14 protein-coding genes are annotated in these 20187 nt (G+C 58.9%); 7 read left to right on the forward strand and 7 right to left on the reverse strand.

What is annotated here, in order from left to right:
- Positions 1-42 precede the first annotated feature (42 nt).
- The 6 genes from AC0V6V_RS09360 to AC0V6V_RS09385 all read left to right on the forward strand — a co-directional run bounded on the left by AC0V6V_RS09360 (position 43) and on the right by AC0V6V_RS09385 (position 7456).
- Positions 43-594 carry an RNA polymerase sigma factor gene (locus tag AC0V6V_RS09360; RefSeq protein WP_486165118.1) on the forward strand — a complete coding sequence of 184 codons (552 nt, stop codon included), beginning with the start codon at positions 43-45 and terminating at the stop codon, positions 592-594.
- Positions 591-1577: a FecR family protein gene (locus tag AC0V6V_RS09365; protein ID WP_486165119.1), complete on the forward strand. Its 987-nt coding sequence runs from the start codon at positions 591-593 to the stop codon at positions 1575-1577. Before AC0V6V_RS09360 ends, AC0V6V_RS09365 begins: the two co-directional genes overlap by 4 nt.
- 315 nt (positions 1578-1892) lie before the next feature.
- Entirely contained in the window at positions 1893-4055 is a 2163-nt protein-coding gene (locus AC0V6V_RS09370) for a TonB-dependent receptor (RefSeq protein ID WP_486166077.1), read from the forward strand.
- Between the two features lie 130 nt (positions 4056-4185).
- Entirely contained in the window at positions 4186-5568 is a 1383-nt protein-coding gene (locus AC0V6V_RS09375) for a vanadium-dependent haloperoxidase (protein WP_486165120.1), read from the forward strand.
- 4 nt (positions 5569-5572) lie between these two features.
- Entirely contained in the window at positions 5573-6613 is a 1041-nt protein-coding gene (locus tag AC0V6V_RS09380) for a hypothetical protein (protein ID WP_486165121.1), read from the forward strand.
- A 210-nt stretch (positions 6614-6823) separates the two neighbouring features.
- The gene (locus AC0V6V_RS09385) at positions 6824-7456 is read left to right on the forward strand and encodes a PilZ domain-containing protein (RefSeq protein WP_486165122.1); all 633 of its coding nucleotides are present in this window, start codon (positions 6824-6826) and stop codon (positions 7454-7456) included.
- 24 nt (positions 7457-7480) lie between these two features.
- On the opposite strand, the gene msrB is transcribed toward AC0V6V_RS09385, so the two are convergent.
- The 4 genes from msrB to AC0V6V_RS09405 form a co-directional block, all read right to left on the reverse strand.
- Positions 7481-7987, reverse strand: a complete 507-nt coding sequence (gene msrB, locus AC0V6V_RS09390; RefSeq protein ID WP_486165123.1) for a peptide-methionine (R)-S-oxide reductase MsrB — start codon at positions 7985-7987, stop codon at positions 7481-7483.
- 98 nt (positions 7988-8085) lie between these two features.
- Complete coding sequence (locus AC0V6V_RS09395; protein ID WP_486165124.1) at positions 8086-9435, reverse strand: cytochrome P450; 1350 nt, start codon at positions 9433-9435, stop codon at positions 8086-8088.
- A 92-nt stretch (positions 9436-9527) separates the two neighbouring features.
- Positions 9528-10817, reverse strand: coding sequence for an ABC transporter permease (locus tag AC0V6V_RS09400; RefSeq protein ID WP_486165125.1), 1290 nt, complete (start codon positions 10815-10817; stop codon positions 9528-9530).
- Positions 10817-11800 carry an ABC transporter ATP-binding protein gene (locus AC0V6V_RS09405; protein ID WP_486165126.1) on the reverse strand — a complete coding sequence of 328 codons (984 nt, stop codon included), beginning with the start codon at positions 11798-11800 and terminating at the stop codon, positions 10817-10819. The genes AC0V6V_RS09400 and AC0V6V_RS09405 overlap by 1 nt, the downstream gene beginning before the upstream one ends.
- Positions 11801-11846: 46 nt before the next feature.
- Here AC0V6V_RS09405 and queG point away from each other — a divergent pair, with 46 nt between their 5' ends.
- Positions 11847-12905 (forward strand): tRNA epoxyqueuosine(34) reductase QueG, encoded by a 1059-nt coding sequence (gene queG, locus AC0V6V_RS09410; RefSeq protein ID WP_486165127.1) that lies wholly within the window; start codon positions 11847-11849, stop codon positions 12903-12905.
- A 10-nt stretch (positions 12906-12915) separates the two neighbouring features.
- Here queG and AC0V6V_RS09415 read toward each other — a convergent pair whose 3' ends face one another.
- From AC0V6V_RS09415 to AC0V6V_RS09425, 3 genes are all read right to left on the reverse strand, one after another.
- On the reverse strand, positions 12916-14070 hold the full coding sequence (locus AC0V6V_RS09415; RefSeq protein ID WP_486165128.1) for a CaiB/BaiF CoA transferase family protein: 1155 nt from the start codon (positions 14068-14070) through the stop codon (positions 12916-12918).
- Between the two features lie 45 nt (positions 14071-14115).
- Positions 14116-15345, reverse strand: a complete 1230-nt coding sequence (locus AC0V6V_RS09420; protein ID WP_486165129.1) for an NAD(P)/FAD-dependent oxidoreductase — start codon at positions 15343-15345, stop codon at positions 14116-14118.
- Positions 15346-15415: 70 nt separating this feature from the next.
- A complete protein-coding gene (locus AC0V6V_RS09425; RefSeq protein WP_486166307.1) occupies positions 15416-20149 on the reverse strand; it encodes an NAD-glutamate dehydrogenase in 4734 nt (1577 codons plus the stop codon).
- Positions 20150-20187 lie beyond the last annotated feature (38 nt).

A 20187-nucleotide genomic window follows, 5' to 3' on the forward strand; every position in this document is an offset into this window, starting at 1 on the left:
CAGTTGGGCCAGAAATGATGTCCCTAAATCGGAGTTGGATGGTTGGATCGTGAGCAGACCGAAAATTCGGAAGATGGCCTGCTCGCTACATTAATTGAGAACGAGGACAGCCTTCTGCGGTTCTTGATCGCTCGCACTCGAGACCGTGATCTGGCCGAGGACTTGATGCAAAATGCGCGGGTCAAGCTGCTTGAAAAAGTGGACAATCAGAGCGTTTCTGATCACTTGCCTTATCTCTACCGGCTGCTTGAAAACTTGGTCCGCGATTATCGACGATCCGAGCGGAGCCGCGACCAGCGCAACCAAGATTGGGGAGACGGCGGAGAGGGCATAACCGCTTTACGCGCGGACCCAATAACGCCCGAACGCGCTGCGATGGAGCGGGACTATCTCGACCGGGTCCTTGCTGAGCTGGACAACCTGCCTGAGCGCACCCGAAGTATCTTTCTGGCTTACCGTGTTGAGGGTGTAAGCCAGAGAGACATTGCCGCCCAAAACGGCATCAGTTTGAGCGCCGTCGAGAAGCATTTGCAACGCGCCTATCGCTTGGTGATGAAGCTGCGTGAGAAATTTGATGCGGGAGTTGGCCGATGACATCGTCTTATGAAGCAGGGGACAAGTCGGCGATGCAAGAAGCGCGTATGCAAGATCAGGCCATCAAATGGCTGCTTAAACAGTCGGACGGCACCATGAAAACTGCCGATTGGGAGGCGTTTACGCTCTGGCTGGAGGAAGACGATCGCCACGCAGCCACTTTTGATGCTGCGGTTGAGGCGGACCAAGATTTAGAGGCGCTTTCCGATAATCAGCACATCGAAGAACCAGAAGTGGCCGAGAGCCCGGTTGCCGCAAATGACAATCCGATTTCTCGTATTCTTCCCTGGGCAATGGTTGCTGCTGCCGTAATGGCAATGGCTGTATTCGTTTTCCCATTTGGCAGCGGCACCCCGCAGGCCACAATTGTTGCGACAGCGCCGGGTGAAATGAAGACTCTGGCTCTCACTGACGAAATCTCGGTCACATTGAATGGGGCCAGCGAAGTCACAATTACCGAGGGGGAACCCACCATTGTGGTCGAACGGGGTGAAGTGGCGTTCGCCATTGATGCCGCCGAACCCACTCGGCTCAGAGTCGAAGCTGCTGACCTCGTGCTCACTGATTACGGAACTGTCTTCAATGTTTCGCTCGACGATGACAACCTGACTGTGTCCGTTGCCGAGGGGATCGTTATTGTGAACCCCGATGGGGAAGGCCTTCAGGTCCAGGCAGGCGAGGCAATTGGCAAGTCGCTGGGCAGTGCAGAACTGACCTATCGAGATGTCGAGGCAGAGACTGTCGGATCATGGCGTGAGGGCCGATTGGAGTTTGATGATACGCCTCTTGCGCAGGCGCTTTCACAGATTGAGCGGAGCACCGGATTGAAGATCGAAGTTTCGTCTAGGCTTGCGCAAGCCCGATTGACCGGATCGATCTTGATCCCTCAAGACACCGAGGCAGAGACAGGTTTTGTATCTTCGATTGCCAGCTTTGCGGGCGGCAGCGCGAGGCGTGTGCAGGATGGCTGGATTATCGAATAACTGCTGACGGCACGCCATCAGGCCAGTCTTGCTTGCAAGATTGCGGTGATTTACTGCGCGGTGATGGGCATCTGGAAACGATTTACGGCGCTTCAGCTGCGGGCTGCAATCGCGACCGCGACCGTGCCGACCATGTTGATGGCGACGCTTGGCGCGCCTCCTGCTGTTGCGCAGGCGCGAGGTCAAATTCAAGTCGACATTCCCGCAGGCCGCCTTTCCAGCAGTATCAGAATTCTCGCTAGGCAATCGGGCCTTAGCATCGCAACGAGTGACAGCGAGATCCGCCGGGTACAAGCTCGCGCCGTGCGCGGCCGCATGTCCCCGGACGAAGCGCTGCGCCGGCTGCTTGACCGAACGCCTTTTCGCGCTGTTTCCATTCGCGGGGGGTACAGGATTGTCCGGCGGCCCGCTATCCAGCGGCCAAGCGCTTCGCCCGCCCCTACGGTCGCTCCCGTTCAACCACCGCCCCCGCCTCCGCCCCCCAAACCCATTATTGTGGAAGGGACGAAAAGAGCGTTTTCCGCTGCCGATTATCCAGGTGGCATCAAATTGGTGGCGACTGACGCACTGGGTTCGCAAGCCGCCGGGCAGACCCTTGATGAGGTTCTTGCAGATGTGCCTGCTATCAATGGCACAGCGCTGGGATCAGGGCGCAATAAGGTGTTCATCCGAGGCATTGCCGACAGCAGTTTTAACGGACCGACCCAAGCGACTATTGGGCTTTATCTAGGCGAACAGCGGCTGATCTTCAGCGCGCCTAACCCGGATCTTCGCCTCTATGATGTCGAGGCGGTCGAATTGCTGGAGGGGCCGCAAGGCACACTATATGGGGCCGGCACGATTGCCGGACTGTTGCGGATCAATCCGAACAGCCCCGACGCTTCGGGTGTCGAAGCAGAGGGGTGGGTGCGGGCAGGAACCACAAGCGGCGCAGGAGAAAGCTGGGAGATTGGAGCCGTCGGCAACCTTCCCATCAGTCAAGATGCCGCTATCCGAGTTGTTGGTTATGGCGGCGAAGACAGCGGGTACATCGACGACCCTTCGCGCCGCATCAGCGATATCAACCAAGAGAAACACTATGGCGGGCGCGCAGCTCTCGCTTGGGATATCGGGCCAGACTGGCAAGTGGAATTAAGCGGATTTGGCCAGCACGTCGAACACCGTGATGGCCAATATATCGACGGCGCGGTTCCGGGTTTGGCGCGCACGGATCTGGTGGGCCAGCCTTTTATGGGCCGCATCTATGGCGGTAACCTGACCATTCGCGGTTATTTGAACGATGCTGAACTGGTTTCTACCACGGGGATTGTTGATCATTATTTGCGCACGGTCTTCGATTCTTCGGCGCTCACAGATGATATGTCGCGTCAGACATTTCGGGAGACCCGGAAAATTCGCCTCCTCAGCCATGAGACCCGGCTCTCTGGAGGCGATACCAGCAGCTTGAGCTGGCTGGTGGGTCTGGGTGCGATCAGCAATCGTGATGGCATGAGCCAGTTGATCGTCAATCTTAATGGTGCCGATCCACCGCCATTCGCCCGGCTTACCTATCGGCTAGACGAAATCGCAGCATTCGGAGAGGCAAGTTACAGCTTCGCATCCGATTGGTCGCTTACCGCGGGCGCACGCCTGCTCTATACCAACGCAAGCGCAGAGCGCTCTTTCACAGATGACGTCGTAAGCGAACCCAGTGATGGCCCGGTCCGCGTGCTGCCAGCGCTTGCAATATCCTACTCGCCGCGTCCTGATTGGATCACTTATGCGCGGTATCAGCAGGGCTTTCGCACAGGCGGCGTCACGATTGAACGGGACGACAATCGCGATCCGAGCAGCACCAGTTTCGATCCGGATCGAGTGCGATCTTATGAAGCCGGTTTTCGTGGCCAATTGGGGGAATTGAGCCGGTTGCAGCTCGCAGCAACTGTCCACCACACCAATTGGCGCGATATTCAGGCGGATTTGCTCAATCTGGAAGGGTTCCCGCTGACCCGGAATATCGGAGATGGGACCGCGACAGGCATTGATGCGAGCGCCACTCTCGATCTTCGTCAGGACTGGCAACTGCAAGTCGCAGGGACATGGACCGACACGCAAGTGGATCGCATTCTGCCCGAAGGCCAAACCGTGCAAGTCCAATTCCCCAATGTCCCAGAATTCTCAGCCTTTGGCGAGGTGTCCAAACGCTGGCGGACCCAGGGAGACGATGAATTCGGTCTTTCCCTATCTGGCCGATATGTTGGGCGATCCTTCCTGGATATCGATCAGCAGGTCCGCATCGAACAAGGCGACTTTGGTTCGTTAGATGCTGCGGCGTGGTGGACTGCAAAGCACATGGGTGTGCGCTTGGAAGTGCTAAACCTGACAGACGCCCGGGGCAATCGCTTTGCGTTTGGCAATCCCTTCACTGTCCGACAAGAGGATCAAGCCACTCCACTGCGGCCCCTCACTGTCCAAATTCAATTCAGCCTGCGCCGCTAAATTCGGCGCGTTTTTGCGCTACTTGTAAATAGTTCGCAAAAAGACGTGCGGGTTTTCGCGCGCAACTCCGTCTCATCACTAGGGCTCCCACTTTCGGATCAACCGCGAGCCCATGAAGACGGAGGATTAGATGCAAATTTCAAGGCGCAATATGATGGCCGGCGCAGCGGCCGGGATGGCGATGACAGGACTGGCGGGCTGCGCGACAGCTTCGTTTGGCAGTCGTTCAAGCTATCTCACCAACATTGTTAATCCGCAAAACAACAACACGGTCTATCATTGGGTCGATATCATCATGCAGCAAGTGCGCGACCAGCGTGTTGCGCCGCCGCGTGCTGCCTACAATTTTGCAGCGCCCATGGTGGCTGGCTTTGCCGCTGCCAACGCGATCATTGGCCGCTATGACATGCCTTACGATTTCGGCGAGGCTCCTAAGGGTGCTGATCCTGAAATCGCCTATGGCGTGGCCTTTGCAACCGCCGCTTCGGAGTGTTTCCAGCAGCCATTCCTGTGGGAACGCAACAGCTTCAAAAACCGCTTCCCAGATGGCGAAGCAAAAGAGCTTGGCATCAAATGGGGGCGCCATGTTGGCATCGCCATCAACAAGATGCGCACCAATGACGGGGCGGAACCGAACAAGGTCAATTATTACCTCGGTCGCTACCCGCGCCGCAAGGATGAGCTGAAATGGACCCCAACCGGCCCATCATACAGCGCCAATCCCGGCCCGCAGGTCGGCGCCTATGAACGCGGCCTGTTCCCCGGTCATGGCGATATCAAGCCTTGGACAATGACCAGTTCTTCGCAATTCCGCGTGCCGGATTTCCCCGATGTGGGGAGCCCGGAATTTGCGGAACAGTTCGAACTCGTCCGTAGGTTGGGCGGAAAAGACAGCACCACTCGCACGGCTGACCAGTCGGAAATCGCCCTGTTCTGGGAAGATGGCCCTTGGGGCATCACGCCGCCAGGTCACTTCCTCTACATCGGGCTGCAAGTGATGCAGGATCGCGGCTTTGATTTCCTCGACCATGCACGCAACTTTGCGCTGATGGGTGCGACCCAGGCAGACGCGTCAATCCAAGCATGGGACAGCAAATATCATCACGATATCGTCCGACCGGAAACAGCGATCAAATTCCGCGGTGAAAGCTTTGGCAATAAAGATCCGCGCGTTGCAGCGCAGTCGAATTGGGAGAGCTTTATCCCCACGCCGAACTTCCCTGCCTACACGTCTGGCCACTCAACCTTTGGCGCAGTGGGTGTGGAGATGATCAAACTGCTGATTGGCACAGACGCTGTGACATTCAGCCATGAGAGCCCCGATCAGGTCTTGTGGCCAACTCTTACTGGCAAGGCGCGTCACTTTACGAGCCTCGATCAGGCCGCGCATGAAAACGGTTGGTCCCGGCTGTATGGCGGCGTGCACTGGCTCGAAGATCACGACCAAGCAGATCGCGCCGGACGTCTTATCGCCCGGCACGCGTTCGACAACATGTTCAAAAGAAAGGCTTAGTTTCATGAGCCGAATGATGAAAATCGCGCTGACCAGAGGGTCGGCCCTGACACTGCTTTGCCTGTTTCCAGCCAATGCAATGGCTCAGGACGTTAATCTCAACTATGATCGTTTGTCCTCGCTTGAGGAACCGATCGCATTCGATCTGGGCGATGTCACGGTCGAGATATCGGGTGTTGTCGATACACCGGTGATCGCTGAGTTCGACAATATCACTGATACTGACAGTGTGGAGGCCGAGTTCGTCGGCAACTTCCAAATCTCGGCGCAGACCCAATTGGCCAATCGCTGGACGGTCGGCGCCGCCTATTTTGGGCAATACGCAACGGGCGCAGTCGATGCGTTCGATGGAAGCGATGGCTATACCGACAATGTCGCGGCATTTGTCGGGACGAGCGTCGGGACTGTGCTTGCCGGCAATGTAAACGGGCAGGTGCGTGAACTCACTCGCCGACAACGCGGGGTTGGCAATGGTGTGCTCGCTTTTGACGACTTCTATGGCCAGCTCGACGATTGGGGCGGTGCCTATGTTGGGCGTTTTGGACCATCGGTCATTGGCGCTGTCGTCGATGAAAATGGTGACTTTGAAGTCGGTGCTGCGTTCCAGCGCCCCATCGGCGAGCGGGATATTCGCTTCTCAGGCAGGGTGCGGCGATCGAGTTTTCTCGCTGGAGATGGGCTGACCGAATTTGATAGCACTGGCGTCGGTGTCGTTGGCGAGCTGGTTTATGGCAGCAGCATCTTCGATCTTGGTGCAGGTTACGAACGGCTTGATAGCGATGCTGTCGATTTGAACCGCTGGTTCCTGTCTGCTGGAGCGCAAACACAGCTGGGCCCGGTCCGACTTTCAGGCGAGGCCCATTACGGACAGGCTGCCGGCGATGACGAGATATCCGCTTCGCTGGGCGCGGCCTATGACATTGCGCGGGGTCTCTCGCTCAATCTCGGGCTCAATTACGCGAAAGCGACCGTCGAACAAGGCGGAGTTTTTCTGGTCGAAACCGATGAAGTCAAAGCTATTGCTTCCCTCCGCTTTAGCTTCTGATCAGGGTTGACCAGTTGGAAGCGGGCACCGCCCATTGCCCGCTTCCACTTTTCGGCGTTGTCATGGATTGGATCAGACCCTCGTCGAGGGACCCCTTATGACAACGTTATCCTGCTCTTAACCTGATTTCATCTATCGAGATATTAAGAGTCGCTCCGTGGAAGCGGCAGGCAAGCCAGATGAGCTGGTGGACAAGGTTGGAAGTGCAGCATGGATCAAGCGGCAAAAACGCCTGAATTTGACGAAGCCACTCCAGAAGTGGTCGATGACCCACGCCGTGCGCAGCGGGTGACTATTCTCATTCGCGCCGCGAAACTGATTTCCGGTCAGGGTGAGTTCGTCTGCGTCATTCGTGACGTTTCCGAAATCGGCATCAGTGTCCGGATGTTTCACCGGCTTCCCTCGTGTGAGACGATGGAGCTGCACATGCCTAGCGGTGCGATCTATGAGATCCGCACCATTTGGGAACGCGGCAATGAGGCAGGCTTTGAGTTTGCCCATCCAGTCGACGTGGAAAAGCTGGTCGAAGAGGCTGGCGAATATCCCAAGCGTGGTATGCGTCTCGGCATGTATTTCCCGGTCGATGTGGCGACCCTTTCAGGCAAACACGAGGCGTTTGTCGAGAACCTGTCTCAGCAAGGCGCGCGCTTTGAATGCGAGGGATTGTTCGCAATTGATCAGACTGTGACTCTGGTTGGGGAAGGCCTGAAAGAGGTGCGCGCAAAAGTGCGCTGGCGGCGCGACAACCATTATGGCGTCGTGTTTGACGACACTTACACTCTGGGTGAATTCGCGCGCCTCGCTGCTGAACTGCAAGCGCCCGTCCTGCTCGATCACGACTAGGCCCGCGCTACTCCCGCGTTCAGATCAGGCCGGGACAAAATCCATCGCGACGCCATTGATACAGTGGCGCTTTCCGGTCGGTTTTGGCCCATCACCAAAGATATGGCCCAAATGCCCGCCGCAATCGGCGCAGTGCACTTCGGTGCGCGGATAACCAATCTTGTAATCGGTGGCAGTTCCAACCGCGCCGGGCAGAGCCTTCCAGAAGCTCGGCCAGCCGGTCTTGCTGTCGTATTTGGTGGCCGAGGAATAGAGTTTGTTGCCGCAGCCCGCGCAAACGAACGTGCCTTTGCGCTTTTCCTTGTCGAGCGGTGAAGTGAAAGCGCGCTCTGTTCCGGCTTTCCGTAAAATACGGTATTCTTCGCGGGTTAGCTTCTTGCGCCACTGCGCATCGCTGTGCGTGATAGGGAAGCTTTTGGCCTGTGCTGGGGCAGAACCGCAGGCAGCAAGCATAGGCATTGCCGCGCCTAGGCCGATTAGGCCGAGGAACGTGCGGCGGTGAGAGACAAAGTCTTGTCTGATGTCAGTCATGGCTAAACTCGTGCGATCTAAGAATTGTGTCACCCTTAGATACGCACGCAAGCGGCAAAAGGTTACATTCTTGGCGAAAAAATCCGCCTCAAATCCGCCTAAAACTCAGTGATTTCGACTTCCAATTTGCGGAAGCCATGGACGAAGTTCGCGCGCACCCGCTCCACATCACCGGCGACATGCACGCGCATGCGCCGTTTGTGCATTTCTTCCAGCAAGACCTTCAGTTGCAATTCGGCCAGCCGAGCCCCGACGCAGCGGTGAATGCCATAACCAAAGGCGATGTGCCGCCGCGCATTATCGCGCGTGATATCGAGCTTGTGCGGGTTCTCAAACACCGTCTCTTCGCGGTTTGCGCCGAGATACCACAGGACGACCTTATCGCCTTGTTTGATAGTCTGGCCGAACACTTCGGTGTCCTCGGTGCAGGTGCGGCGCATATGCGCCAGCGGCGTTTGGAAACGGATGCATTCCTGCACCGCATTGGGGATCAGTTCGGGCTGTTCCTCGAACAATTTGCGCTGATCAGGAAACTTATCGAAGGAATGAACAATGCCGCTCATCGTGTTGCGAGTGGTGTCGTTCCCGCCGACTATCAGCAGTACCAGATTGCCCATGAATTCCTGCGGGCTCATCTGGTTCATCGCATCGGAATGGATCATCATTGAGATCAGATCATCGCCGGATTCTTCTTGCGTTTTTCTGACCCACAGCTGCTGAAAATAGGCCGCCATTTCGTGTAAAATGCCGCGCCGGAACTCATCGAGTTCGCGGATTGAGCCGAGCTCTGTATCGCCCGACCAGTCCGACCAGAAGGTCAGCAAGCGGCGGTCTTCCCATGGGAAGTCGAACAACAGGGCGAGCATGCCAGTGGTCAGCTCAATCGAAACCTTGTCGACCCAGTCAAACACTTCACCGCGCGGTAGCGAATCGAGCAGTTCGCCCGTCCGCGCGCGGATGTCACCTTCCATCGCAGTCATTGCGCTGGGCGTGAATTTGGGGGCGACCGTACGTCGCTGTCCGGTGTGTTTGGGCCGGTCCATGGCGATGAACATCGGCAGTTCGAAGCGTTCTTCTTCAGGCTTCGCCTCTTCCTGTTCTGGCCGCTCCAGAATGGTGATGCCGCCATATTCCCAGCTGGAGGAAAACGCCTCTGGCAGGGCTTCAATGTGCTGGATCGCCTTGTGGCCGACCACCGCCCAATAGGGGCCGTAGGGGCTTTCCGGGATGTAATGCAGCGGGCCTGCATCCTGCATTTCCTTGAAGATCGGCTGCCAGCGATCCTCGTAATAGATGTCTGACCGGCTGACGTCCCATTTGTGCGGATGCTGCGGACGTTCTTCGGGATGCTTGGCAAAATGCTCCATGAGCGCATCATGCGCGGTGGGCGACGTGCGCCATTCAGGTGCCGAATTCTGATCGCTCGCTGGCGGCGCAATGGTTGCCATGTCTCTCTCCTGTCCGGCGGCTTTGGCCGCTCTGGTGAGTCGCATGGTGCCTTAACTGACAGCAGTGTCAATAGTCGGTTGCGATAAGGAACCTATTCAGCAGGCTCAGCCGCTGGCGGTTTGCGCTGCCAGAACCGGCGCTTTTTCGCGCCACCTGGTCCCGACTTCATCACGCGCTTGCGGAACAGGGTGGAGCCGCCTTTGATCAGTATGAACACGGCAAATGCCTGCCAAACCAGAGCGACCGCATGCGTCCAAAGCGTTTCTTCCAAAGCGGCTCTGGCCATCATCGCAAAGGGCGAGGAGAGCGGGAAGACCACTGACGTCAGTTCCAGCGGTGTGCCGGTTTGCCCGATGTTTGCCGCCGAGAGGAAGAACACCATGATTTGCAGCATGGTGACCGGCATCGACATGGTCTGCACCTCGCGCACGCTGCTGGCCATGGCGCCAATGGTGAGGAATAGCGAGCCGAGCAGCAGATAGGCCATCGAGAAATAAATGATGCCGAGCGCGATGAACATTGGCCAGCCGATTGCCGGGCCGGGAAGCTCGCGGAAATTGGTTTGCGTGACGGTGACAATGGCGTCTTCGGCGACGGCCCAGAATGCCCAACCTGTCGTGCCCCACACGGCAATTCCAACAAAGGAAACGCCCAGCATGGCGAACAATTTGCCCATAAACACCGCGTCCATCGGCAGAGCGGCAGCGAGAATTTCGATGATCTTATTGCCTTTTTCTTCGGCAAGATTGGACAGCACCATGCCGCCCAGCAAAATGGTCAAGAGGAACAGCACCATTTGTGCAGCCTGCGCGGTGCGCACGCGGCTATACCGGTCGGAGGCTCCGCTGGAGACGACAATCTCGCTCGCCGCATCGGGATAGCGGCTGGGTGCAGAGGCGCTGGCCGTGGCCGCAAGCAGTTCAATCCGGCCTTTCCAGCGGTCGACTTGGCTTTGCGTGCCGACCAGCTTGGGTTCTTCGAGCGTGCCTGTCAGTATCGCGACATAGCTGCGTCCGCCGCTGTCGAGGAAGGCGCGCGCGTCAAAATCACCGGCGCTTTCGGCCTCGGGCACGCGTGTAAGCACAGGTGAAGCGCCGCCCAATTGCGGGCGGAGTGTTTCGGCGGCGGCCTCCATCGCGGCGTTGTCTGCCGCGCTCATCGCCAGACCGATTTCAACGCTATTGGCCTGCTGAGACGTGGTCTTGCCGATGCTGCCAGCCAGTCCGCCGATCAGCACTGGGAACAGAGGTCCGATCAGGAAGAACAGGAACGCGCGGCTGAACAGCACCGCGACGAAATCGCGCCGGGCCACAACCCATGCCGCCTGAAAATAGCTCAGCCGAGGTTTGGCGGCGATTGCTGCCTGATCAAAATTGCTCATCAGCTTTGCTCTCCGCCAGCGGCATCCACTTCGAGCTGCCGCGCAGCCGCTTCGCCCGCAATATGGACGAAGGCATCGTGCAAACCGGCCCGCTCAATCGAGAGCGAAAGAATGCCAGCCTCGCCTTCGATCAATGTCCGCAGCAAAGGTTCAATTCCGCTGTCGGGCAACGAGAAGGTGAAGAAATCGCCGGTGCGCCGGGTGTCTTCGGGCAAAGCAGCGGTCCAGCCGCCCTCGCGCGCGCGCGTTTCCAGCCGGACCTGCGCAGGGATGCGGTCGCGGGCGGCCTCAACACTGCCAGCATAGGGCACTTCGCCCCCGGCGATGATCGCCACGCCTTCGCACAGGCGCTCTGCGTGGTGGATCACGTGGGTGGAGAAGATCACGGTCACGCCGTCATCGGCCAGAGCGCGGATCATCCCCTCCAGCTTGCCCTGGTTGATCGCATCAAGCCCTGAAAACGGCTCATCCAGCACTACCAGTCGCGGTTGGTGGACTAGTGTGCCAAGCAATTGCACCGTCTGCGCCATGCCTTTCGACAGCTGGCGAATTTGGCGTTCGGCGGCATGGCCCAGCCCGTGGCGTTCGAGCAATTCCAGCCCGCGTACGCGCCCCTCGGCCAGCGGCAGGCCGCGCAATGCGCCCATAAAGGCAATCGCTTCGATCGATTTCATCGCCGGGTATAGCCCGCGCTCTTCCGGCAGATAGCCGATCAGCCGGCCAATATCGTGCGGTTGGTCATATCCGAACACGCGGCGCACGCCTTCGTCGGGGTCGATAATACCCAGCAGCATGCGCAATGTCGTGGTCTTGCCCGCGCCATTTGGCCCGAGCACACCATAGATCGCGCCCTCAGGCACTTCGAGGTCGACCCCGCCCACGGCCAAGGTGCCGTCAAAGCGTTTGACGAGCCCGCGCGCCTCGATTGCGAGAGGTTTCTGCTCATTGCTCAAGATTGTTTGATCGCTTACCGCCATATCCATGGCCCGCACCGTTAGTGGACGGGCCTAAACGGGAGTAACCCTAAGCGTGGTTAACGCAGGCACAACACTTGATCTTGGCAAACGCCTTGAAAACAAAGCGCGCGAGCTTGGCTTTGCCGCCTTTGGAGTGACGAGCGCGGCGGAAGATCCGGTGCGTGCGGAGCGGCTGGAGCAATGGCTGGGCGAGGGGCATCACGGCTCTATGGAGTGGATGGAGACCCGCCAGCATCACCGCCGTTCGCCTCAAGGGCTGTGGCCAGAGGCGCAGCGGGTGATTGCGCTGGGCATGAGCTATGCGCCCGCGCACGACCCCTTGGCTTTGGAAGCGCATGGCGAGCGCGCGCGCATCTCTGTCTATGCGCAGGGCAAGGATTATCACGATCTCGTCAAGAAGCGCCTCAAAGCCTTGGCGCGCTGGCTGGTGGCGGAGGCGCCGGAGGCTGAGGTCAAAGTGTTCGTCGACACCGCCCCGGTGATGGAAAAGCCCCTCGGCGAAGCCGCCGGGATCGGGTGGCAAGGCAAGCACACCAATCTGGTCAGCCCAGAACATGGCAGCTGGCTTTTCCTTGGCGCGATCTACACGACGATTGGCCTGCCTTTGACCGAGCCTCAGCGGGACCAATGCGGGTCGTGCCGTGCGTGCCTCGATGCATGCCCGACCGACGCTTTTCCGAGCCCTTATCGGCTCGATGCGCGGCGCTGCATTTCCTATCTCACCATTGAGCACAAAGGCCCGATTGCGGAAGAGTTTCGCGCGGCGCTGGGCAATAGGATCTACGGCTGTGATGATTGTCTGGCGGTGTGTCCGTGGAACAAGTTTGCGCAAACCTCCCATGCTGCGCGGGAATTTCTGCCGCGCGCAGAGCTTGTCGCGCCGCGTTTGGCTGAATTGCTTGCGCTCGATGATGCTGGTTTTCGCGCCGTTTTTTCCGGCTCTCCGATTAAACGGATTGGCCGCAACCGGTTTGTGCGCAATTGCCTTTATGCGGCGGGCAATAGCGGGGATGCCGGCCTACGTGCTCCGGTAGAAGCGCTACTAGACGACAAGGATCCGGTAGTTGCGGATGCCGCGCGCTGGGCTTTGGACAGGCTACCCGCTGGCTAGCGCTAAGGCTCTATCTGTCAAAGCCGTCCGAAGCATCGCCCAGATTGGGCGCTGGTCGCGGGTTTGATGGGCTCCATTCAGAGAACCGCGTCGGTTCGCGCAGGTTCAGCACCGTGCCCTCGGTCGGATGCTCGCTGCGCTGGAAAAAGCCAACGGCGTCCAAATGCGGGTCGGCTGTCATATTCTGCATATCGCGAACCGGCATGGCGGGCATTTGCGCGCCTCGCATGATCGCCAGCACTTCGTCGGTCGTCTTCTGCGCGGTCAACTCGCCAATGCGGCGATAGATGTCTGCGCGGCCTTGGACGATCCCTTTGACGCTTTGGAACCGTGCTTCTCGTGCGAATTCTTCATCACCCAGAAGCGCCACAACTTTGAGGAAATGGTCGATCTGATAGGGGACAATGGAGATATAGCCGTCGCTGGTCGGGAAAGGCTGACGGTCCGGATCAATCTGGCGGCTGTAACAGGCTGGGCCGACCGGCGGATCGAATGTCAGCCCGCCCAAATGCTCTTTCAGCATAAAGTTCGAAAACGCCTCAAACATCGGCACCTCAAGGAACTGACCCTTGCCCGTGCGCAGCTTGTGGATCATCGCCGCCATTGAAGCATAGGCGGCATGCAATCCGGCGACCTTGTCTGCGATCAGCGAAGGCAGATAGCGCGGCTTTTCATTGCCATCGACGCGGGGCAGCAGAGTGGCCGCGCCGCTCGCCGCCTGGATCACATCGTCATAGGCGTGCAACCCGCCATATGGCCCGTCAGAGCCAAAGCCGACGCAGTGAACATAGATGATTTCGGGATTGAGCGATTTGGCGGCCTCATATCCGAACCCAAGCCGTTCGATCGCCTCGGCCCGGATATTGTGGATCAGCATATCTGCTTCCGCTACCAGCTTGCGCAATTGCGCTTTGGCCTCGTCGTCTTTCAGGTCCAGCAGCAGTGATTTCTTGCCGCGATTGAGCGCGAGAAAGCTCGGTGCCATCCCGTTCGTCTTCGCAGGCTTGGCAGAATACCTCAGCGCATCGCCGCCCGGCGCTTCAACCTTGATCACGTCGGCGCCAAGATCGGCGAGGATTTGCGTGCAATAGGGCCCAAACACGACGGTGGTCAGGTCCAGCACCTTCAGACCCTGAAGCATGGAGCCGCCATCGCCTGTTTGCATGAAAATGCCTCTTTCTGAATTCGCATGTAGGCTGCCGCTGAGGCTCTAGAGCAATTCCTTGAGCGGCGTTTCAGGGTCAGCGAGCAGAGCTTTGTCAGCCGATTGAATGCCGTTTTCGAGCAATTTGCGCCCTTGGACATAGTCTTTCATCGCATTGACGCAGTCGAAGGCAATCGGACGGCCCTCTTTCAGATAGACGATCGAAAATTTGCGTGCAGCAGGATCGCCGCGCAGGATTGTCTCGTCATAGTCGAGACTGAGGCCAGCGGTTTGCAGTTTGAGATCATATTGGTTCGACCAGAACCATGGCAGCGCGTGATAGGGCTGTTTATCGCCCATGATCGCACGCGCGGCCGTGTTCGCCATATCATGCGCGTTCTGGACCGATTCCAAACGGATCACTGCGCTGTCGGCAAAATCATTGGCATGAGCGGCGCAATCGCCAATCGCATAAATATCGTCCAGGGTCGTGCGGCAATAGACGTCGACGTCAACGCCATTTGACCCCGCTGCGCCCGCCGCGATCAGGGGCGCGACCGAGGGGATGATGCCAATCCCGGCGACCACCATATCGCATTCGAGCAACTCGCCGCTCTCGAGCAAAACGCCGCTGGCCTCGCCGTCTGTTTCCGATATCTCCTGGACATTCGCGCCGAGCCGAATGTCGACGCCGTGACTGCGGTGCTCCTCGGCGTAAAAGTCGGATAGTTCCTCGCCCGCGACGCGCGCTAGCAGGCGGGATTGAGCCTCTAGCAAGGTCACCTCGACGCCCAGCTTGCGCAGCACAGCGGCCGCCTCCAGCCCGATATAGCCGCCGCCGATCACAACCGCACGTTTCGCGCCGCCCTTAATCGCGGCCATCATCGCATCGGCATCGCGCTTGTCACGCACATAGAAAACGCCGTGCAGATTGGCACCGGGGCACGGCAGCCTGCGCGGGTCGCCGCCGCCTGCCCAAATCAGCTTGCGATAGCCAATCCGGCTGCCATCCATCAGCACAATTTCATGCGCCATCCAGTCAATTTCGGTGACCCCCTGGCCCAGCCTCAGGGTGATATCCTTGTCTGCCCAAAACTTCTCAGGCCGGATCAAGATCCGCTCAAACGGCTTGTCCCCGGCGAGATATTCCTTCGACAAAGGCGGGCGTTCATAAGGCGGAACGGCGTCGCGCCCAACCAGTAGAATCGATCCCTCATGCCCCTGTTGGCGCAGAGCAATGGCTGCTTGTGCGCCGCCATGCCCGGTGCCCACGATTACGATATCGGCGCTATCCATGGCGTAGACGCTTGCCCCAAATTTGGCTTAGGTCAAGCGTCTTGCGCGCTTTGGACGGGGTGATGACGGCTTAGGGATCGAGCAGATTGCGGGCCTGGCTTGCGATTTGCGCGAGCACTGCTGGCGCCACTGGCGTGTGCGCTTTTGCTCGGCCAACCATCGCCTCAAACTGGCGGATTGCAGGGGCATTGTCGCTGGCCCATTGCTCCACTGCATTTGCTGGATCAGACTTGCCTTTCTTGCGCCGCACCAGCTGGCGCAGGAAATCGAGCCGCATCTGCTGATAATCGCGCGCCAGGCCAGCGACCAGCAAGCGCTCCCAAACATCGGATGGCTCCATCAGCGCGGCGGTTGCCTGCGCCCAATCGAGACCCAGACGCACGCCCATATCGGTGAAGGCATCGGTCAGTTGCAGCGCCGCCACATCGGCATCGCGCGCGAGTTTCGCGAGACCAATTGCGCCGTCCATTTCGAACAGGTGCACGACCTTTTTGGCCAGCGCCTCGGGCGCGCCCGCTTCGACCAGCTCGCTGAGCATTTTGTCTGACTGTTGGCGCGATTCGCCAGCCAGCAGAGCCTCGGTGGCATCGTGCAGTTCTTCGATCCCGCCGCGCAATTCCTCGATCAATTCAGCGGGAGGCCGTTTAGCCGCGCCAGCGCGTAGCAGGTCTGCCATGTGTCCTCTTAAACCGATGGCGACCCGCTCAAACAGCATGATGCGCGTTGTTTCGCTCATCTTGGCTGTGTCGAGCTCTTCCCAAATCGCGCGCGTTCCAAACAGGCGGTCGGCGGCGACAAAGGCATTGGTCACCGCGGCCAGCGATGCGCCTTCTTCTTCGGCGAGCTCGAATGCGGGCAAGATGCCCATGCGGTTGATTATGCGATTGGCAAGTTCGGTCGCGACCAGCTCGCGCCGCAAGCGGTGCTGCTTGATCTGCTCCGCATAATCTTTTTGCATCGGCTCTGGGAACATCGCGATCAGCGCGTCCTCCATAGCCTCATCGCCGGACAGCGGGCTCTCCTCGATCGCATCTTGCAGAGCGAGCTTGGCCGATGACAGCAGCACGGCTAGCTCTGGCCGGGTCATGCCTTGGCCCTCGCCCGCACGTCGGATCAGCGCTTCGCTTGAGGCCAGGCCCTCTGTTTTGCGATCAAGATCGGCCATGTCTTCGAGCGTCTCGATCAGGCGCGTGTAAGACGCAGTCGCCTCGCAGCCGCCAGCCTCCGCAATCGACAGCGCGAGCGCTTGCAGCCGGTTATCCTCCAGCACGATTGCCGCAACCTCGTCGGTCATCGCTTCCAGCACGGCAACGCGCTTCTTCTCGGTCAGCTTGCCATCGCGTTTGGCCGCTGCGAGCGCGATCTTGATGTTCACTTCGTTATCGGAGCAGTCAACGCCGGCTGAATTGTCGATGAAATCGGTGTTTATGCGCCCACCATTGAGCGAAAATGCGATCCGGCCCGCTTGCGTAACGCCCAGGTTTGCGCCTTCGCCAATCACTTTCGCGCGCACTTCGGCTGCGGCGACGCGCAGAGCATCATTGGCGGGATCGCCCACAGCTGCATCGCTCTCGCTTTCAGCTTTGATGTAGGTGCCGATCCCGCCAAACCAGATCAGATCAAGGTCCGCCTTTAGGATCGCTGTTACCAGATCATCGGGCGCGATCTCAGCCTCTTCAAGCCCGAGCATTTCGCGCGCCTTCTTGGGCAGCTTGATGCTCTTTTGATCGCGCGCGAACACGCCGCCGCCGCTGGAGATCAGCTTGGAATTGTAATCCTCCCAGCTGGAACTGGAGAGCTCGAACAACCGATTGCGCTCTTTCCAACTTTTGGCCGGATCGGGATCAGGATCGATGAAGATGTGCCGGTGGTCAAAGGCCGCGACCAGTTTGATCGCTTTCGACAGCAGCATACCATTGCCGAACACATCGCCTGACATATCGCCGCAGCCCGCCACGCGGACGCTGTCGCTTTGCACGTCGATGCCCATTTCGAGGAAATGCCGCTGGACAGACACCCACGCGCCGCGCGCTGTAATGCCCATGGCCTTGTGGTCATAGCCGTTGGAGCCGCCGCTAGCGAAGGCATCATCGAGCCAGAAATCGCGGCTTTCCGCGATGCCATTGGCCACGTCAGAAAAGCGCGCCGTGCCCTTATCGGCGGCGACCACGAAATAGGGGTCCTCGCCGTCGTGCACCACCACATCGGCTGGATGGACAACCTCGTCCTTCACGATGTTGTCTGTGATCGACAGCAAGGTGCGGATGAAAATCTCATAGCTCGCCTGACCTTCTGCGGCCCAAGCATCGCGGTCTTTCGCAGGCGATGGCAATTGTTTTGGATAAAAGCCGCCCTTCGCCCCGGTCGGCACGATCACAGCGTTTTTGACCCGCTGCGCCTTCATCAGGCCGAGGATCTCGGTGCGGAAGTCATCGCGCCTGTCCGACCATCTGAGGCCGCCGCGAGCGATTACGCCAGCGCGCAGGTGAATGCCCTCCACCCGGCGCGAATAGACGAAAATTTCGCGCCATGGCACGGGCTTCGGCAGGTCGGGAACCTGCGCAGAATCGAACTTAAACGCCAGCGCTTCATCCGCTGCATCGGCAAACGCATTGGTGCGCAGTATCGCGCCGATAACTGCATTGTAGAGCCGCAGCAGCCGGTCATCATTGATCGCAGAAACCTTAGCCAGCCCGCGCGAGAAATCGCTGCGAGCCTTCTTCTCGGCCTCTTCGCGATTGCCCTCAAACTTGGGATCATGGCGCGCGGTAAACAGCGCGATCATCGCCTTGGTCACTGGCACAGCAGCGGCCAGCGCATCGACGACGGTGTAGATCGTAAAGCCCATTCCGGTCTGACGCAGGTAGCGATAGAAGGTGCGCAGCAAGTTGGCTTCCTGCGCGCTCAGGCCCGCTCCGATCACGAGCCGGTTGAACGGGTCATCTTCGGCACTGCCATTGAGTACGGCGGCGATGGCTTGTTCGATAATGTCCGCACGCTCCAGCAGCGGTGCGGCTTCGTCCCCTTCAGGCAGAGCCAGGGTGAAATCATGGATCGAACCAAGCGCACCATTATCAAGCTCGGTTGGGATTTCGGTGATCACACGAAAGCCGAAATTCTCAAGTGCGGGCACAGCATCAGACAAAGGCAAAGCGCCGCTGCTTTGATAGACTTTGAGCCGCAGATTATCGGCTGTGTCGCTATCGAGATGGTACAAGCGCACATCGCGCAAGGTCGTGTCATCATCACCGCCGGTACGGACGCTGAGCGCGCGAATCCGTCGGATGTCAGTCGCCGCCTCTGCGGTGCCATAGAGCAGCCGGTAATTGGCCGGAAAAGCTTCTGCAAAACGCGCCGCAATCGCCATGGCGCGCGCGGGGTCTTCGCTCTTTGCAAGGTGGCGCTCGACCCCCTCGCCCCAGCCGCGCAGCATATCCTCTAGGCGGCCTTCCAGCTCCGCTGCATCCGGCATGGCTTTGGCTTCGCGAACATCAAGCACGAATTGCAGCATCGCCAGATTGCCGCCTTCAACCTCAAGGCTCCAATCGAGAACTTTCGCATCCGCCTCAGCGGTTAGCAGCTCCTGAATTTGCAATCGCACTTGGGTGGAGAGCAGATCGCGCGGCAGCCAGACAAAGGCAAACACATGCCGGTCTAGTTGCGAACTGGCGAGCGAAAGGCGCGGGCGCGGCCGATCGACCAGGCTCATCATGGTGGTTGCGAGGCGGCCAATATCTGCGCGGTTGAACGCAATCAGCAGATCATGCGGCAGCGCGGTAAAGGCATGGACCAGCGCTTTGCCGGTGTGCCCGGATGGGTTGAAGCCCAGCTCTTTGGTCAGCGCATCGAGGTTCTCGCGCAGATGCGGCACGTTGGCAGGCGCAGACGCCAGTGCGGCGCTGGTCCAAACCCCGGCATGAACCGACAGGGCCTCCACTTTGCCTTTCTTGCGGATCGCCACGATAAACAGGTCGAGCGGCACGCGGCGGTGAACCTTGGCGGTGTGGTTTGATTTGATGATCAGCAGTTCGCGCGTGCGGCCATCGGGGCGTTTCTGCCCAAACCATTTGAACGCCTTGTCGTAGGACGCATCGGCCAGCAAAGAACGCGCGCTCTTACGGCAAATCCCGAGCAGGCCCGATTGGCTGCCATCGCGGCGGCGGGTTACATGGCCCAGCTGGGTCAGCATCCCGCTGTTGAGCCAGGTTAGCAGGTCTTTGAATTCCGGCTCTTCGACCCGTTCGATGTCCGCTTCCATGGCGGATTGCACCTTGGGCCAATCGTTCACGGCGGCGCGGACATCGCCCAGGGTCAGCCGCAGTTCTTTCAGCAATTCGCGGCGTTGGCGCGCATCAACCCGCGGCGTCTCGATATAGATCATAAACTCGCGCGCTTTGCCTGAACCAAGCTCAGTAAGTTTGCCCGACTTGTCGCGTTTTACCGCAATGATCGGATGCACCAACCGGTCAATCGTGACCCCTTGGGCGGCGAGCGCGGAGGCAACCGAATCGACCAAAAACGGCATGTCATCATTGACCAAAGCGATGCGCATAATGCGCCGCTCATCGGTTTCAGTTTCCATGACCAGCGAGGCGCGGTCCGTCTCACGCTTCTCAGCCGCGGACAGGAGGAAGGCGGTGGCCTCTTCCAGCGCTTGCTTTGCAAAGGGCGTATCACCGGGCAGGATCGCATCGGCGAGCCGCTTTGACAGAGCGGTATGATGCTTGCTTCGGCGCGGGTTGCGCGCCGTTTTCTGCTTGGCTGAAGCTTTTCCTGCGAGCTTTTTAGCGGGTTTCGAAACCATCCTCGCCCCTTTGAAACAATATTATTCTTGAGCGTTCT

Source organism: Erythrobacter sp. S249 (genome assembly GCF_057364975.1).

Excerpts from the sequence above, each read along its gene's own strand:
- AC0V6V_RS09365 (WP_486165119.1), top strand. The coding sequence starts at position 591 with ATGACATCGTCTTATGAAGCAGGGGACAAGTCGGCGATGCAAGAAGCG.
- AC0V6V_RS09370 (WP_486166077.1), top strand. The coding sequence starts at position 1,893 with ATGTCCCCGGACGAAGCGCTGCGCCGGCTGCTTGACCGAACGCCTTTT.
- AC0V6V_RS09375 (WP_486165120.1), top strand. The coding sequence starts at position 4,186 with ATGCAAATTTCAAGGCGCAATATGATGGCCGGCGCAGCGGCCGGGATG.
- AC0V6V_RS09380 (WP_486165121.1), top strand. The coding sequence starts at position 5,573 with ATGAGCCGAATGATGAAAATCGCGCTGACCAGAGGGTCGGCCCTGACA.
- AC0V6V_RS09385 (WP_486165122.1), top strand. The coding sequence starts at position 6,824 with ATGGATCAAGCGGCAAAAACGCCTGAATTTGACGAAGCCACTCCAGAA.
- msrB (WP_486165123.1), bottom strand. The coding sequence starts at position 7,987 with ATGACTGACATCAGACAAGACTTTGTCTCTCACCGCCGCACGTTCCTC.
- AC0V6V_RS09395 (WP_486165124.1), bottom strand. The coding sequence starts at position 9,435 with ATGGCAACCATTGCGCCGCCAGCGAGCGATCAGAATTCGGCACCTGAA.
- AC0V6V_RS09400 (WP_486165125.1), bottom strand. The coding sequence starts at position 10,817 with ATGAGCAATTTTGATCAGGCAGCAATCGCCGCCAAACCTCGGCTGAGC.
- AC0V6V_RS09405 (WP_486165126.1), bottom strand. The coding sequence starts at position 11,800 with ATGGATATGGCGGTAAGCGATCAAACAATCTTGAGCAATGAGCAGAAA.
- AC0V6V_RS09415 (WP_486165128.1), bottom strand. The coding sequence starts at position 14,070 with ATGCAAACAGGCGATGGCGGCTCCATGCTTCAGGGTCTGAAGGTGCTG.
- AC0V6V_RS09420 (WP_486165129.1), bottom strand. The coding sequence starts at position 15,345 with ATGGATAGCGCCGATATCGTAATCGTGGGCACCGGGCATGGCGGCGCA.
- AC0V6V_RS09425 (WP_486166307.1), bottom strand. The coding sequence starts at position 20,149 with ATGGTTTCGAAACCCGCTAAAAAGCTCGCAGGAAAAGCTTCAGCCAAG.